General features: G+C 42.8%; 12 protein-coding genes. 3 read left to right on the top strand and 9 right to left on the bottom strand.

What is annotated here, in order from left to right; genetic code table 11:
* The first annotated feature begins 66 nt into the window (after nucleotides 1–66).
* From C9I43_RS05485 to norR, 3 genes are all read left to right on the top strand, one after another.
* On the top strand, nucleotides 67–675 hold the full coding sequence (locus C9I43_RS05485; protein ID WP_076501807.1) for a cytochrome c oxidase subunit 3 family protein: 609 nt from the start codon (nucleotides 67–69) through the stop codon (nucleotides 673–675).
* 43 nt (nucleotides 676–718) lie between these two features.
* Nucleotides 719–1,033, top strand: coding sequence for a cytochrome C oxidase subunit IV family protein (locus tag C9I43_RS05480; RefSeq protein ID WP_076501804.1), 315 nt, complete (start codon nucleotides 719–721; stop codon nucleotides 1,031–1,033).
* Between the two features lie 194 nt (nucleotides 1,034–1,227).
* Nucleotides 1,228–2,913: a nitric oxide reductase transcriptional regulator NorR gene (gene norR / locus C9I43_RS05475; protein ID WP_107882586.1), complete on the top strand. Its 1,686-nt coding sequence runs from the start codon at nucleotides 1,228–1,230 to the stop codon at nucleotides 2,911–2,913.
* A 144-nt stretch (nucleotides 2,914–3,057) separates the two neighbouring features.
* Here norR and C9I43_RS05470 read toward each other — a convergent pair whose 3' ends face one another.
* The 9 genes from C9I43_RS05470 to C9I43_RS05430 all read right to left on the bottom strand — a co-directional run bounded on the left by C9I43_RS05470 (nucleotide 3,058) and on the right by C9I43_RS05430 (nucleotide 15,370).
* Nucleotides 3,058–3,393 carry a cytochrome C oxidase subunit IV family protein gene (locus tag C9I43_RS05470; protein WP_181317850.1) on the bottom strand — a complete coding sequence of 112 codons (336 nt, stop codon included), beginning with the start codon at nucleotides 3,391–3,393 and terminating at the stop codon, nucleotides 3,058–3,060.
* Nucleotides 3,394–3,507: 114 nt separating this feature from the next.
* Nucleotides 3,508–4,167, bottom strand: a complete 660-nt coding sequence (locus C9I43_RS05465) for a cytochrome c oxidase subunit 3 family protein (RefSeq protein ID WP_107882582.1) — start codon at nucleotides 4,165–4,167, stop codon at nucleotides 3,508–3,510.
* Nucleotides 4,168–4,176: 9 nt separating this feature from the next.
* Nucleotides 4,177–4,962 (bottom strand): CbbQ/NirQ/NorQ/GpvN family protein, encoded by a 786-nt coding sequence (locus tag C9I43_RS05460; protein WP_107882580.1) that lies wholly within the window; start codon nucleotides 4,960–4,962, stop codon nucleotides 4,177–4,179.
* A gap of 47 nt (nucleotides 4,963–5,009) precedes the next feature.
* Nucleotides 5,010–6,944 carry a nitric oxide reductase activation protein NorD gene (locus C9I43_RS05455; protein ID WP_107882578.1) on the bottom strand — a complete coding sequence of 645 codons (1,935 nt, stop codon included), beginning with the start codon at nucleotides 6,942–6,944 and terminating at the stop codon, nucleotides 5,010–5,012.
* 259 nt (nucleotides 6,945–7,203) lie between these two features.
* On the bottom strand, nucleotides 7,204–8,616 hold the full coding sequence (locus tag C9I43_RS05450) for a cbb3-type cytochrome c oxidase subunit I (RefSeq protein WP_107882576.1): 1,413 nt from the start codon (nucleotides 8,614–8,616) through the stop codon (nucleotides 7,204–7,206).
* A 15-nt stretch (nucleotides 8,617–8,631) separates the two neighbouring features.
* On the bottom strand, nucleotides 8,632–9,078 hold the full coding sequence (locus tag C9I43_RS05445; RefSeq protein WP_076501789.1) for a c-type cytochrome: 447 nt from the start codon (nucleotides 9,076–9,078) through the stop codon (nucleotides 8,632–8,634).
* A gap of 805 nt (nucleotides 9,079–9,883) precedes the next feature.
* Complete coding sequence (locus C9I43_RS05440) at nucleotides 9,884–13,018, bottom strand: efflux RND transporter permease subunit (RefSeq protein WP_107882574.1); 3,135 nt, start codon at nucleotides 13,016–13,018, stop codon at nucleotides 9,884–9,886.
* Nucleotides 13,019–13,029: 11 nt separating this feature from the next.
* Nucleotides 13,030–14,043: an efflux RND transporter periplasmic adaptor subunit gene (locus tag C9I43_RS05435; protein ID WP_107882572.1), complete on the bottom strand. Its 1,014-nt coding sequence runs from the start codon at nucleotides 14,041–14,043 to the stop codon at nucleotides 13,030–13,032.
* Nucleotides 14,044–14,089: 46 nt separating this feature from the next.
* The gene (locus tag C9I43_RS05430) at nucleotides 14,090–15,370 is read right to left on the bottom strand and encodes a TolC family protein (protein WP_107882570.1); all 1,281 of its coding nucleotides are present in this window, start codon (nucleotides 15,368–15,370) and stop codon (nucleotides 14,090–14,092) included.
* Nucleotides 15,371–15,507 lie beyond the last annotated feature (137 nt).

Genomic DNA, 15,507 nt, shown 5'->3' with positions numbered 1-15,507 from the left:
TCTATATCGGCATATATTTTGTATAGCTTAGTTATCAAACTGATTATGTTGACCTAAAGGTGGTATATGCAACAACTCGCCCTTATTGATGAACCCAGCCAACAACCATCCGAACTTTCACAAAGTAAATTACCCGGTGACATAGCTATGTGGCTAGTGATCATGATGGAGCTGACTGTATTTGCATTATTTTTTATCGGCTTTGCAGTAATGAAGCGTTTAGAACCAGATATGTTTCTACAAGGCCAACACACAATCCACATCACCATCGGCCTAGGTTGTACCTTGAGCCTATTGCTCAGTAGCTATTTAGTGGCCTTGGCACTTAATGAAGCAAAACGAGGCAATAACGTTAAAGTAGCTAAGTTACTCCGTGGCAGTTTATGTTTGGCTTTTGTTTACCTTATCGCTAAAAGTTATGAATACACCTTATTGATTAATGCTGGTTTTGATCTATCTACCAATGACTTTTTTACCTTGTATTTCTTGATCACTGCATTCCACTTTATGCATGTGATATTAGGTTGTGGCATTTTATTTTATTTACATCAACAAAGCCGCAAGCAATTTTATGGACCGAATGAACATCAAGGGTTTGAAGCCGCTGCTGCTTACTGGCATATGGTGGATTTAGTGTGGATTTTAGTTTTTTTCTTAATTTACATTGCCCACTAAGGGTAATCGTTATCCATTTATGATGATTAGAGGACAGAAACTTATGCCGTTATTTCACAAAAATATTAAGTCGATACACTTAGCTGCCATTATCTTAATTGGATTAACTTGCCTAACGACGGCAATCAGTTACTCCCCTGTCATTTTTAAGTTTGCCAGCCCACTCTCATTAACAGATATCAATCCTTCGGTACGATTGTTCAGCATCATTATTATTGTTTTAATGACCATGATTAAGGGCATAAAGATTGTTGATGTGTTTATGGAGATGCGAGATACGCCGAAACAATGGCGCCGATTCGCCTTAAGTTATCCCATTATCATCCCGCTTGTGCTTGCTTTAATCCTCTATCTTTAAAAGGCTAGCATAGGTTTGATATTCGAGATTTGAAAGATAAACTCAGTTTGCCGTTAAGTCGCTACACATATATTTGTGCAACTCATCACAGTTTATTCGGTACTAACAAGACAAAAACATCAATGTTGATATATTGACAACGTTAATTTGGCTTTTGCCTAATTTGTTGTCAATATTCCCCGTTGGAGCCTGTCATGTTAGAGCAAACTTTACTGGATATCGCCTTAGATCTCAGCCAAAGCATACCCAAAAAAGCCCTTTATCAACGCTTTATGACTGCTGTCAATCAAGTGATGCCCTGCGATGCTGTAGCGCTACTGGAATATCAAGGTAATGAATTAGTCCCTGTCGCCGTTGATGGGTTACTACCAGAAGTGCTCGGAATGGGTTTTGCTCCCCATGAACATCCTCGACTTGAGACTATTATGGGCTCAAGGCACCCTATTCGTTTTAATGCCGATTCAGAGCTTGCCGATCCCTATGATGGTTTCTTAGTGATTGACCCCAAAAGAGTGCTTGATGTCCATGCATGTATCGGTTGCAGCCTTTATGTAGAAGACACGCTAGTTGGGGTACTCACTTTAGATGCTCTCAACGTTGGCGCGTTTGATAACATTAGTGATATTAGTATTGCCACCTTAGCCGCCCTTGCCGCTGTCACGATACGTAATGTTAATTTACTTACCCAGCTAGCACACCAAGAAGAATATCGACTTAATGAAAGAGAGAGCTCTTTTAAACAAAAGCCATTAAAGAAGTCAGACTTTATTGGTGAAACGCCCTGTATGCTGGCTCTTAAAGATGATATTCGAATTGTCGCTAATTCAGACCTATGTGTACTAATCAGTGGTGAAACGGGGGTGGGTAAAGAAGTTGCCGCTCGCAGCCTGCACGCGCAATCTAAACGTAAGCAGCAAATTTTTGTACAATTAAACTGTGCAGCATTGCCTGAAACATTGGCAGAGAGTGAGCTATTTGGTCATATTAAAGGCGCCTTCACCGGAGCCACTAAAGACAGAATGGGCAAGTTTGAATTAGCCCATCAGGGCACACTATTTTTAGATGAAGTTGGGGAATTATCCCTCGGATTACAAGCTAAATTATTACGATTTATCCAAGAAGGCGAAATCCAACGCTTAGGGCTAGATCGAAATATCCATGTAGATGTGCGCATTATTGCTGCCAGTAATCGTAATTTACTGAATGCGGTTGATGAAGGACGTTTTCGTGAAGACTTGTATTATAGACTTTGTGTTTATCCACTCCATGTGCCGCCACTTCGCGAACGTCCAGATGACATTCCGCTACTTTGCGGTAATATTTTAACTCACTTTAAACACAAAATTGGCTTAAGCAATGCCAAAAGCATTCGCCTTAGTGCAGAAGCAATGCAAACTTTACTTGCCTATTCATGGCCAGGAAATGTCAGGGAACTACAGCATGTATTGATGCGTGCAGCGCTTAAAGCCAGCGCTGAAAGTAAAGGAGTTATCATTGTTCAACGTCATCATTTAAGTTTTGCAAGGGAGCGATTTAACCCAACAGCAACTTTCAATGCGGCATCGATGGTAACATTCAGCCCATCGCCACAAACATCTAATACCGATGTTCCGTTACCCTTAATAAGCTCACCTGATGAAGAGTCATCAACTGCTGCAAGTACAATATTAAATGCGGCATCATTCACTAACGAGGCGCAACCCTCACCACGTGTGGATACATCGCATTCCTTTAATGATTTGGTAGCCGATTTTCAACGCCAAGTCATACGCCAAAGTCTTGAGGATAATGATCAAGTCTGGGCTAAAGCCGCGCGGCAACTACAACTTGATAGGGGAAACTTACATCGTCAAGCGAAACGTCTAGGGCTAATCGTATAATGCACGGCGGTAACATAAATGCATGGCGGTAACGTAAATACACACTAACTCAATTTACATATAGTCTTTACTCAAATATAAATAAGTAAAGACTGTTAAATGGTCTAAATATTACCAATGACTAAACTACCAACAATCTATTTGTTAATAATAAAAACAACTCAGTGTAATCAGCCCAAGCATGAGCACTAAAAAGCCTTTCATTATTCTCACGGGCCAACCTTGGGTGTGCTTAAGTCCCATGAAATAATCGATAACTAAAGTCCCCTTGCTAAGCACTATTCCTGCCACCAGCAATACACTGAGTTGGTTGATATGCGCTAAGTGTTCACCCTCCACCTTTTGCTGTGGCCCTTCTGCCAGTAAAGTACTAAAAAGCGTTAATACCACCAAGGTCAACCACACCATTACAGGCCAATGGTTACCCTTAAAAACCGAGGCTAGTCGGAGATTAAGGCGCTTAATAAAGCGGTTTGCCATACAATTAGCCTCAAATGAACTCAAGATAATCAGTGTTGAATGAATACTGTTAATTACGCTGCTTATCCAAAACGCAGGTTGATTACATGGCATTTTTCTATCATCACTATGCTATCAATGTAAAACGTATAAGAGCGGAAAGATGACAATCCAGACTAAATCAATCATATGCCAGTAGGTCGCCGCACTTTCTAACCCCTCGTGATTATTTGCATCATAAAAACCCAGTGCGGTAAATATCGTCACCACACTTATGGTAGCCATACCAATCAATACATGTAGTAAATGATTGAAACCAATGTAATAGTAACCCGCAATAAAGTAATCATCCCTCGGATTAATACCGAGCGCGCCATTGCGGTGATACTCCCAAAATTTCACCGCACAATACAAGCCACCCGCGACTATGGTTAAAAGCAACCAATGAATAGTGCGCTTGATATTGCCTATTTTGATAGCCGCCATCGCTTTAACAATACATAAACTACTGCTGAGTAAAATAAGGGTATTACTAAGGCCAGCAAGAGTGCTGAGCTTTTGCGGCCCTTGGCTAAAATCCGCAGGAAAATAAGCTTTGGCAACCAAAAACAACACAAAAAACAAGCCAAACTCGGTTAGCTCTGCGTAAATAAATACCCATACCGCAAGCGAGCCAGGAGCCTTATGTTGGCTTGTGTGCGTCACTATTGAGTTTTGACTAACCTCAGCATCATGTTGATTAGCCAAACACTCGGATTCAACACTTAACTCAAATTTAGCCATAGTGTCAGTCATGCTATCGACTTAAAAATGTGCATTAACAAGCTTTGATAAAGCCTTAATTGTCTCAGGCTCATCAGTTAGTGGCTCGATAATACAATGCAAACAGGCTATTTGTGCATGGCATCCACTGGACATCATTTTTGCGGCATAAATCAATAACCGTGTGGATACCGCTGCCTTTAAATCAATATCACTTAAGCGACGAATATCAGCGCCTAATTTGACTAAAGTGTTCGCAAGTTCAAGCTTAATTCCGGCTTCATGCACCAGAATGTTTGCTTCGTTTTCTGGGCTTGGATAATCAAAAGACATAGCAACAAAACGCTGACGAGTGCTGGGTTTAAGCCCTTTCATCATATTTTGATAACCTGGGTTATAGGACACCACTAACATAAAATCTTTATGGGCTTTAATGACTTCTCCAGTGCGCTCAAGATGAAGTTCGCGGCGGTGATCCGATAGCGAATGCAGTACTACCGTGGTGTCTTTTCGGGCTTCAATAATTTCGTCTAAGTAACAAATTCCGCCGTGGCGTACTGCCCGCGTTAACGGGCCATCTTGCCAAAAAGTGCCATCAGAACTGACTAAATGACGCCCAAGTAAATCTGCTGCGGTTAAATCATCATGGCAAGATACGGTCACTAATTCACGGCCAAGGTTATGTGCCATATATTCCACAAAGCGGGTTTTACCGCAGCCGGTAGGCCCCTTGATGAGTACCGGTAAATTATGTGCTTTGGCAAAATTAAAAATCTCGACTTCGTTATCTTGAACTTGGTAGTAACAACTGTTGGTATCTTCGGTCATAACAGGCTCTCTTATCACGCAAAATAGATAAATAAACTCAAAGGGAATTAGTGCATCGCAGTAAGATGTAGATAAATTTTAGGTAGCACTCGCGGTAACTCACTGGCATTACTCACAATAGAAAATCCATGATGCCCAAAAAGATATGGGAGATAGTCATGGCCTTTTTTATCAATAGTGACGCAATAAGGCACTAAGCCTAAAAGTTTAGCTTCAACAATGGCTTGGCGAGTATCTTCAATACCATAACGACCTTCGTATTTGTCTAAATCGTTAGGTTTACCGTCTGTAATAATTAACAATATTTTATTGGCTCCGCCTCGTTCTGCTAGTAATTGGCTAGATTGCCGAATCGCGGCGCCCATACGGGTGTAGTAGCCAGGCTCGATACGGGCAATACGGCCTCGGACATGATCACTATGCGGCATATCGAAATTTTTAAGGATGTGATAACGCACATGTTGGCTACGCACTGATGAAAAACCATATAACGCAAACTCATCACCAAGGCGAGTCAGCGCCTCGCTAAAAACCATTAAGCTGTCACGGATAACATCAATCACCCGTTGCTTATCATCAATATAGGCTTCTGTGGATAGGGATAAATCAGCCAAAATCAAACAATTCACGTCTCGATTCTGTCGCTGGGTATCAATATAAAAAGCTTGTTTGCTGGTATCTTTTACAGGCAAAGCATAGTCATCTAGCCAAGCGTCGAGATCAATTTCATCACCACTTTTTTGAGCTTTTCTGCGGTGTGGCGTTAACCCTAAATGCGCAAAAAGCGCCAATATATCTTGGCTTAACTTTTGATATTCGCTAGATAACGCAATGGGTTCAACCTCATCACTAATCATAGTTTGCAGCACGCACGCGTCATCAACCAAGCGTTGCTGTTTATAGTCCCATTCGGGTAATAAAATACCTTCGCCTAAACGTAAATCATCTTGGGCGGCTGCGGGTAAATCTAAGTCAAAACGGATCCGGGCAGCACTCGCCTTACGGTGTCGCGATAAACTAATAATATCGAGATCTTTTGCAATTTCGGTAATATCGGTATCGTCATCCTCATCACTTTGACAACGATCTAGATTGATTTGCTCAGTCCACGTCATCAAAGCTTCAGCTTGAAAAATCAGTAGTCCATCGGTTTTACGATTATCATCAACATATTGTGCTTTTTTACGTTGATCAATTTCCTGCACTTCACCCGTTTTACGCTTGGGTTGGGTTTTATTTTTTTCATCCGCTGGCTCAAAATCCGCACCTGCGCCTTGAGTTATTAGCGGTGGATAAAGCCACAGTGGCACAGGCAACACATCTTTATGGCTATGGGGGTATTTATCCATAGCTCCGGGGATTTTGATTACTGTTGCAATGGCTTTTTCTGCTAGCGTTAACCCATCCTTTTGACTGAAAAAATCACGGTTAAAAAACTCAGTCGCTTTTGTTTTAGTCGCCTCTTTAGCAAGTAAAGTTTCAAGCTCAAGGTTTCGTAGCCCTAACACTTCATGAGCTAACTGACTGTATATACGCCTCAGTCCAGCGTATTGAGTAATTAAGTGGCGAGTGGCTTGTTGATTGTCATTAAACCAATCGGTCATGTCTTTATAAGACAGGCCACTGCGGCTCTGTTTATCTAACTGCGCAGCTAAAGCAGTTAGCCAAAAATATAATGATTGATTAAGATCTTTTTCAGCAAATAGCGCAATAAATGGCGGGAGTCTTACACTGCGTTCGTCTTGCCAACTTAAATAAAACTGTTTATGACTGCCGGCAATTTTCTGCATCGTACTGCGACGGATATTGAGATCACGCTTTTCGGCTATTTCAAGGCTTTTAGCTCCATCACCGCCCATAGCACGGTAATAAATTAATAGTTGAGTTTGTAATTCACTGAAATGGACCTTAGCAGCGACATGGTCGGTGGTCACTTGGGATGTTAACCATTTATCCCATATTTTGCCGACGACTTCTTCCATTGCTACCTCAATAATATAATGACGAATGCTGATATTTTTAATTAATTCGTTATCGATAAATAACGAAAATGTACACTCAGATTTAATAGTATTTTTACTATTCGATTATTAAGTAACATTTATTAAAATTGATATAAATGTAACCTAATAAATCAATATTAAGAGTCTGATAAACAATATTGATTGATATGAATAGCGTTAAATATTGATAAATGTGGCTGTAACCTAAAGGCCGCAGCCACATTAACTATCAAATCCTTTATTCAGCTAACGTCGCATTAGCATCAGGATATTGTTTGCCATTTTTATTGGCAACTACAAAGCTTGCAAAATAAGCAGCAACGCCCGCAGTAAAGAGTAAACCAAACCCAAGACGCACAATATAGAAAGGCTTAAGCACCTCTTGTGTTGCCATAAAGCTTAATGCTTTACCGGCTTCTGGGATGCGTTGTAATGCAACTTGCCAAATTCCCGCTGCGGTTAACGCAAAGGTAATACCTAGCATGCCGATACACATTAACCAAAAACCAATTCGCTCGACTTTTTGTGCCTGCACACTGTTGCCTTGTGGGCGACCGTTCATTACTGGCATAGAGTATGAAATCATACACATAACTACCATCGCGTAGGCGCCAAAGAAGGCTAAGTGACCGTGTGCAGCAGTAAGTTGTGAGCCATGTGTGTAGTAGTTAACAGGGGCTAGCGTATGCAAGAATCCCCATACACCCGCACCTAAGAAAGCCATAACCGCAGTGCCTTTAGCCCATGTGGTGGCGATCTTATTATTGTGTTCTCTACGGCGCTCTTTCACCATTTTAAAGGCAAATACCACCATCATAAAGAAAGGCACAGGTTCTAACGCGGAGAAGAAAGATCCCATCCATAACCAGTACTTAGGTGGGCCAACCCAAAAATAATGGTGCCCCATACCAATAAGCCCAGAGATCAGCGCCATCGCAATAATCACATAAAGCCATTTTTCAATGTGCTCGCGATCGACACCTGTGACTTTAATGAGTACGAAAGCTAATAGAGCACCTAAAATAAGCTCCCATACGCCTTCAACCCATAAATGCACCACAAACCACCAGAAATATTTATCTAATGTTAAGCTGTCAGGATTATAGAAAGAGAATAAATAGAAAACGGCTAAGCCAATAAGCCCCGTAATCAACACCATATTAATAACCGTCTTCCGGCCTCTCAATATGGTCATACCAATATTAAATACAAAGGACAAACAGACTAATACAATACCAACTTTGGTAATGGTGGGTTGTTCTAAAAACTCACGGCCCATTGTCGGAAATAGTTCATTTTTAGTGATCCGAGCCAGTTCAGCATAAGGGACGAGTAAGTAGCCTAAAATAGTTGCTACGCCCGCTACCACAAAAACCCAAAAAGTAATTTTAGCGAGTAATGGACTATACAGCTCCGTTTCAGCTTCTTCAGGGACTAAGAAATAACTTGCTCCCATGAATCCAAATAACATCCAAACAATCAGGAGATTGGTGTGTACCATTCGTGCTGCGTTAAAAGGAATATAAGGAAAACCGACATCACCATTGATGTACTGCAACCCCATTAATAAACCAAACAAAATTTGGCCGGCAAATAACATCATTGCAAAAACAAAATACGGTTTTGCAATTCGTTGAGATTCATACTTCATAATTCGCTCCTCTCCTTAACCTTCGATATTCGGTGGCCAATTGTTATCGTCGATCCTGGATGTCCAGATTAAAAAATCTGCCAAGTCATCGATTTCAGCATCGGTTAAGTTAAATTGCGGCATCTTACGACGTTCAGGAATAGCGAGAGGTTGAGCATTAACCCATCCACGTAGGTAACTTTTAAACGCAGCTTCGTTACCAGCACCACGGCGATCAAACACGTTAGCAAGCTCTGGAGCATAATACGCTCCCTCACCCATCAAACTGTGGCATCCGATACAGTTGTTGGTTTCCCATAAACCTTTACCGGCAATGACATGCTCTGTCAGCGCTTCCCTATGCTCTCGCTTTGGTAATTGACGGACAGTATCTACCGACAACCCCAACAGCAATAACAAAAAGAAAAAGCTGCCGCCGTAATAAATATTACGAGCCATACTTTTTGTAAATTTTTCAGCCATTAACGACTCCTTGATTTTTAATTTCCATTATTAAAAAAGCAATAGTCATGCCAATAGTTAAAGCAATGATTTATAAGAATTAATCTGGATGATTAATTAAACATTAATTTCAGCCAGTCAAATTGACTGCGATGATGTTGTTAATTAAACATCGTTAATCAATATCTAGTGTTAATAAGACAAGGCTAATTAATAGCCAAGCGGTTAAATTAAAAGCGATTTAACTGTGTATAAGAAAACGGTTAAAGTTTTGAGAGTTAACAGCGTTGACCATAATGGCGCCGATTGAAGTGAAAAGCGTACAATTAAATGATGTTAGTGATGCAGGCGGCAGCTTATCAAACAATGCTGGAAAACATAAATTGCGTGATGAGTTTTCGGTAAGCATGGCAACAAATACTCAACGGAACACAACCACATATTTAGTATAAAAAGACACAGAAACATACTCATTATCCATGACACATTTGGGAGACGTAACATGTCATCACTAAGAGGTAGTTGTTTTTATGGGTTGAAGCAATACAAAAAATAGCTAAATCGAGCGGTATTGGAATGCATTTGATAATACAGCGATTTCATAGATCAATTTTTTATAGATTGAGTTTTAACTGACAACTTTTAACAAATATACTGATTACTGATTACTGATTACTGATATAGGTTAATAGTATGACTATGGAATATGCCTCAATCGTGTAGATTTAGGCGAGTAAGCGCTATATATGATCTCCTCCAATACTGGATAAGATCATATACAGCGCATAATTGCTATCTTTATGATTCAGAAGCTAAATATCAATAATTAAGTTCTTGGCTCTCGCTGCTGAGGTGAAACGTCGCGTCTATGTATCCAAAGGTACAACACTGGCAACACCAGTAATGTCAGTAAGGTCGACGACATAATGCCGCCAATCACCACTGTCGCTAAAGGTCGCTGCACTTCTGCTCCCGTGCCGATATTGAGCGCCATTGGGATAAACCCAAGGCTGGCGACTAATGCCGTCATTAATACCGGCCTTAAGCGTAGCAGCGCACCATCAATAATCGCATTACGTAAATCACCGGTTTCAGACCATCGCTGGCGAATAAACTCCACCATCACCAAACCGTTAAGTACAGCAACACCAGACAGCGCGATAAAGCCGATACCCGCCGATAATGACAACGGCATGTCACGTAGCCATAACGACAATACGCCGCCGGTTAACGCTAAAGGAATACCGGTGAAAATGACCAGCGAATCTTTAAAAGATGAAAACACCATCATTAATAAGCCAAAAATAATGGCTAAGGTTACTGGCACAACAATAGAGAGCCGATTACTGGCCGATTCTAGTTGCTCAAAGGTGCCACCGTAATCTAACCAATAGCCACTTGGCACCTTAACGTCGCTGGCAATACGCTGCTTGACCTCCGCAACAAAGCTGCCGAGATCGCGGTCTCGCACGTTGGCAGTGACGACTATGCTACGTTTACCGTTTTCACGGCTGATTTGTGCTGGGGCAGGTTTATTTTCTAACGTGGCGACTTCATTTAAGGGCACATAACCGCCATTTGGCAGCGGCACAGGTAAATATTGTAGGTTTTCAATATCAAGGCGCAGTGCTTCTGGTAAACGAACCACTAACTCAAAACGACGATCGCCTTGATACACTTGCCCTACGGTCTCACCGCCAATACTGGTGGCGACTAAATCCTGTAGCATTTGTACGTTTAACCCATAACGCGAGAGTGCCATGCGTTTAGGAATGATCGATAACATCGGCAGACCCGTCACTTGCTCAACACTGGTATCAGCAGCGCCATCAATGCTATTGATCACTCCGCTGATGGCATTTGCGGTAGTGACTAATTGCTCAAGCGAGTCGCCAAATATTTTGATCCCTAAATCGGCGCGCACCCCTGAAATCAACTCGTTAAAACGCATTTGAATCGGCTGGGCAAACTCGTAGTTATTACCTGGCAATTCAAATAATGCGGCCTCGAGTTCTTCAACTAACACGTTTTTAGGTTTATTGGGGTTAGGCCATTGATCGCGAGGCTTTAAAATCACAAAACTATCGGCAATATTGGGTGGCATAGGATCTGTTGCTACATCGGGTGTGCCAATTTTAGCGAAGGTTTTTGCCACTTCAGGAAATTGTAATAAACGCAACTCAACCTGTGATTGCATCTCAATGGCTTGATCTATTCCCGTTCCTGGAATACGCATGGCATGTAAAGTGATATCGCCCTCATCAAGTTCGGGGACAAACTCTGAGCCCATTTGAGTCAATAACCAAATAGATACGCCCACCAACACCGCGGTAAAAGAAACCACAATCCAACGCCACTCAAGCACCCATTCTAATAACGGACGATACAAAGACTTAGCGCCTTTAATCACGATACTTTCTTTTTCACTAATTTTACCGCGCAAAAAAATCGCTACGGCAGCGGGCACTAAAGTGATCGAAAGTACCATGGCCGCCAATAATGCCATGATGACGGTAATCGCCATAGGGTGAAACATTTTGCCCTCAACACCCGACAAACTAAAAATCGGGATGTACACCACAGTGATAATAGCCACGCCAAATAAACTGGGGCGGATCACTTCCGTGGTTGCCTCATACACTAATTGTAAGCGTTGGCGTAAATCTAATAATCCACCGCCATGCTGCTGCGCGAAGGATAAACGCCGCACACAGTTATCGACGATGATCACAGCACCATCGACGATTAAACCAAAATCTAACGCGCCTAAACTCATCAAGTTAGCTGAAACACCAGTTTGCACCATGCCCGTAATCGTCACTAACATAGACAAAGGGATCACTGCGGCGGTAATCAAGGCGGCGCGAAAATTCCCCAGCAGTAAAAACAACACCACGACCACCAGTAAAGCGCCTTCTAACAGGTTGGTTTTAACGGTATCAATGGTTTTATCGACTAAGGTGGTGCGGTTATAAACCACATCAACGGTTACACCATCGGGCAGTGACGGCTTAATGGCTGCAAGTTTAGCGGCAGCAGCCTGCGAAACAGTGCGGGAGTTTTCCCCCATCAGCATCATCGCCATGCCAAGCACGCTTTCTTTACCGTCACGGGTCGCAGCGCCGGTGCGAAGCTCTTTGCCGATTGCCACTTCAGCTACATCGCGGATTAAAATAGGCTCGGAACCATTACGCCCGACAACAATCTGTTCGATATCTGTAATCGTTGCCAATTGCCCTGGTGAACGAACTAAAAGCTGTTGGCCGTTTTTTTCAATATAACCTGCGCCGCGGTTACTGTTGTTGGTTCGCAGGGCATCAGCCACTTGCTCCATTGAAATACCATATTGCAGCAACAATCTGGGGTCAGGTAATACATGGTATTGTTTGTTAAAGCCGCCAAAGGTATTCACCTCAACAATGCCAGAAACCTGTGCAAGCTGCGGCTTAATGATCCACTCTTGGATTTCACGTAAGGCGATAGCGTCCATCGGTGAGCCATCAGCCTGCGTAGCGCCCGGAAGGGCTTCCAATGTGTACATGAAAATTTCACTGAGGCCTGTTGCAATCGGCCCCATTATCGGTTCAAGCCCTTGAGGTAGTTGGGCTTTAATTGTCCCAAGGCGCTCATTAATCAGATTACGAGCAAAATAAATATCGGTGCCATCTTCAAAGACAACCGTGACTTGCGATAAACCATAGCGGGAAATAGAGCGTGTATAGCTAAGATGTGGCAAGCCATATAGCGCAGACTCGACCGGAAAAGTGATTCTTTGCTCGGTTTCTAACGGCGAGAACCCCGCAGCCTCAGTGTTAATTTGCACCTGTACATTGGTAATATCAGGTACAGCATCTATGGGTAAACGCTGGTAACTCCATAACCCGGCCGCAACCAGCAGCAAGACGAGACTCATCATCAAAAAGCGTCGCTCAATAGAGAAACGTACGATTTGTTCAAACATACTGCTTCTCCTTAGTGCTCGTGCGCTGCGCCAGATTTTTCAATATCGGCTTTAATCAAATAGCTGTTTTCAACCACATATTGTTCACCCACTTCAAGACCTGACAGTACTTGAGTGTGGCTATCATCGCGATAACCTAAGGTAACGGGTCTTAGCTCGTAACGATCGCCTTCTTTTACAAAAACAACGTCTTGATTACGCATACCGTGTAGCGCTTGATTTGCTACAACTAAAGGCACATCAAGATGGGCAATTTCAATATGGGCTGCCAGCATGTCGTTAGGGGCAAACTTATCTGTCACATTATCAACTCGCACCCGAGCCACCACCACCGCTTCACCATTAGCTGCGGGGAGTAAATGTGCAATTGTGCCTTGATATAAGATGTCGTTGGCTTTCAATGTAACCGCTTGTCCCACCTTTACTTGGGCGCGAGCAGAGGGGAATATCTGGACTTCAGCCCAAAGCATAGTGGTATTAGTGATCAGCAATAAAGGAGCATTACGAGTGGTTTCACCCACATTGACATATCGACCTTGTACCACACCGCTAATGGGCGCTGATAGGGTGTAAGTTTGTAGGCTGTCATTGGACTCGACCTGCGCTAAGCGCTGGCCCTTTTCAACCTTATCGCCAATATTGACGTAAAGGTTGGTCACCACGCCAGGAAAACGCGCAGTGATATTGGCGATATAATCTGCTGCCAGTGTCAATCTTCCATAGGCGCTAACGGTTTTGGCTATGGTGCCTGCTACCGCTTGCGTAGTTTTAATACCGACTTTTTGGGCTATTTCTGCCGCAATAGTCACATGATTAGTTTCATGCTCATCGTGTTCAGCATGTTTGTCATCATCGCCGTGCGCATCGTGTTTTTCATGTTCGTCATGCTTATCATGTTCAACATGGGTAGCTTGCTCATTGTGCTCAGTATGTTTTGGGGATGGCTCATGACCGTGATCGTCCGATGACCATGCTTGATTCGAAAAGGCAAAGAAAAGGCATAGAGGAAAAAGTAACTGTTTCATATTGATGAGATTTCCATTTTTATTCCATTAATGGCAAAGCATTGGATTAACGCTGCTGTAATGCTTGCGCAGTAAGTTGTTCAATCAAGGCTTGGTTTAATAACACGGACGTTGCGGCTTCAATTAACGCTAAACGGGCATCGAGGAGCTCTTGCTGAGCTGAGACCCAATCGGCATAACGATATGCGCCTTTTTCATAGGCTTTTTGCGTGTGGATAAGCGATTCAGACAAAATGGGGATTATCTCTTCCCGTAGATGTGCTACCGCCTCAAATTGCTGCTGCCGCGTTGAATAGGCTTTAAACAACCGTACTCGTAAAGCCAGTAAGGCTGCATCTTTTTGCGCGCCAGCCTGATTAATGGCCGCATTTGCTGCTTGTACATTGCCACTATTACGTTGCTCAGCAAACAACGGCATCGAAAAGCCTAATGTTAGTGCGTTATCGCCAGAAACTTCAAAGCGTTTAACGCCTATCTGCCAACGAATATCACTGCTGGACTGGCTACGAGCCAGCTGCCACTGTGCTTCTCGAACGCGCTGCTCATTTGTATACACTTCAATAGCTGGGGTTGTTTCAATGCGTTGATACAGTGTGTCAAAGGGCTCAACCGCGTTAAAGGCAAATAGATCGCCACTTAATGAATTGAAGGTTGGCTGATTTACGCCCCAATAACTCGCTAAAATCACTTTGCTGCTATTGTAGTTCGATGCTAATTCCGCTGCATTTAAACGTGCATTAGCCAGTGCCGCTTTTGCCCGCAGTGCATCCGCTTGAGACGCTGCACCTTGGCGGACCCGCTGATTAACCTGCTGATATGTGGCTTGTGCCAACGTAATGGCATTTTCAGCAAGTTGTTGTTTTTCTTGTAAAGAAAGGGTCGTGATAAATGTTTGCGTCACTTCACCTAATAAATCTAATGCTGCCGCTTTTTTCTGCGCTTCAACATAGGCAAAGCTAGTATCAACCACTGTGGTGCGCGCTAATCGCTTATCGCCCAGTTCAATAAATGACGACAAGGCTAATGTGAGCTCCACGGCATCAATACCTGAATATTCACCAGTTCCTAATACGTTTTCCGCTTCTAGACCCACCTCATACGAAGCAGATTGGTCGGCACTTATGCGTTGCCCCGCTAATGCTTGGCTGCGCCATTGGAACACTTGTAACTGAGGATGACGACTTAATGTTAGCTGGGCAGCACTTTCTAACGTGAGGTTTTCAGGTGCTTTGGCATAAACGTCACCAATTGTGGAAAACGTCAGCATAAATAATACGTTATACAAATAGCGTCTATGCCGCTGCGATGGATGATGACTGTTTAGCATGTATTTATAACCTTAAGTTGATACCCGCTTAACCTGCCGCTGCAGGCTTATTCAACGCGGATTGACCTCATAAACTTATCGCCTAATAGCAATATCAATCGCTATGGGCAGAATAACCATCACATTCTGTATAGATT

The sequence above is a fragment of the Shewanella morhuae genome (assembly GCF_003028295.1).
GTDB lineage: Bacteria > Pseudomonadota > Gammaproteobacteria > Enterobacterales > Shewanellaceae > Shewanella > Shewanella morhuae.
This window is presented reverse-complemented; position numbering and strand designations above follow the sequence as displayed.

Excerpts from the sequence above, each read along its gene's own strand:
- C9I43_RS05485 (WP_076501807.1), top strand. The coding sequence starts at position 67 with ATGCAACAACTCGCCCTTATTGATGAACCCAGCCAACAACCATCCGAA.
- C9I43_RS05480 (WP_076501804.1), top strand. The coding sequence starts at position 719 with ATGCCGTTATTTCACAAAAATATTAAGTCGATACACTTAGCTGCCATT.
- norR (WP_107882586.1), top strand. The coding sequence starts at position 1,228 with ATGTTAGAGCAAACTTTACTGGATATCGCCTTAGATCTCAGCCAAAGC.
- C9I43_RS05470 (WP_181317850.1), bottom strand. The coding sequence starts at position 3,393 with ATGGCAAACCGCTTTATTAAGCGCCTTAATCTCCGACTAGCCTCGGTT.
- C9I43_RS05465 (WP_107882582.1), bottom strand. The coding sequence starts at position 4,167 with ATGACTGACACTATGGCTAAATTTGAGTTAAGTGTTGAATCCGAGTGT.
- C9I43_RS05460 (WP_107882580.1), bottom strand. The coding sequence starts at position 4,962 with ATGACCGAAGATACCAACAGTTGTTACTACCAAGTTCAAGATAACGAA.
- C9I43_RS05455 (WP_107882578.1), bottom strand. The coding sequence starts at position 6,944 with ATGGAAGAAGTCGTCGGCAAAATATGGGATAAATGGTTAACATCCCAA.
- C9I43_RS05450 (WP_107882576.1), bottom strand. The coding sequence starts at position 8,616 with ATGAAGTATGAATCTCAACGAATTGCAAAACCGTATTTTGTTTTTGCA.
- C9I43_RS05445 (WP_076501789.1), bottom strand. The coding sequence starts at position 9,078 with ATGGCTGAAAAATTTACAAAAAGTATGGCTCGTAATATTTATTACGGC.
- C9I43_RS05440 (WP_107882574.1), bottom strand. The coding sequence starts at position 13,018 with ATGTTTGAACAAATCGTACGTTTCTCTATTGAGCGACGCTTTTTGATG.
- C9I43_RS05435 (WP_107882572.1), bottom strand. The coding sequence starts at position 14,043 with ATGAAACAGTTACTTTTTCCTCTATGCCTTTTCTTTGCCTTTTCGAAT.
- C9I43_RS05430 (WP_107882570.1), bottom strand. The coding sequence starts at position 15,370 with ATGCTAAACAGTCATCATCCATCGCAGCGGCATAGACGCTATTTGTAT.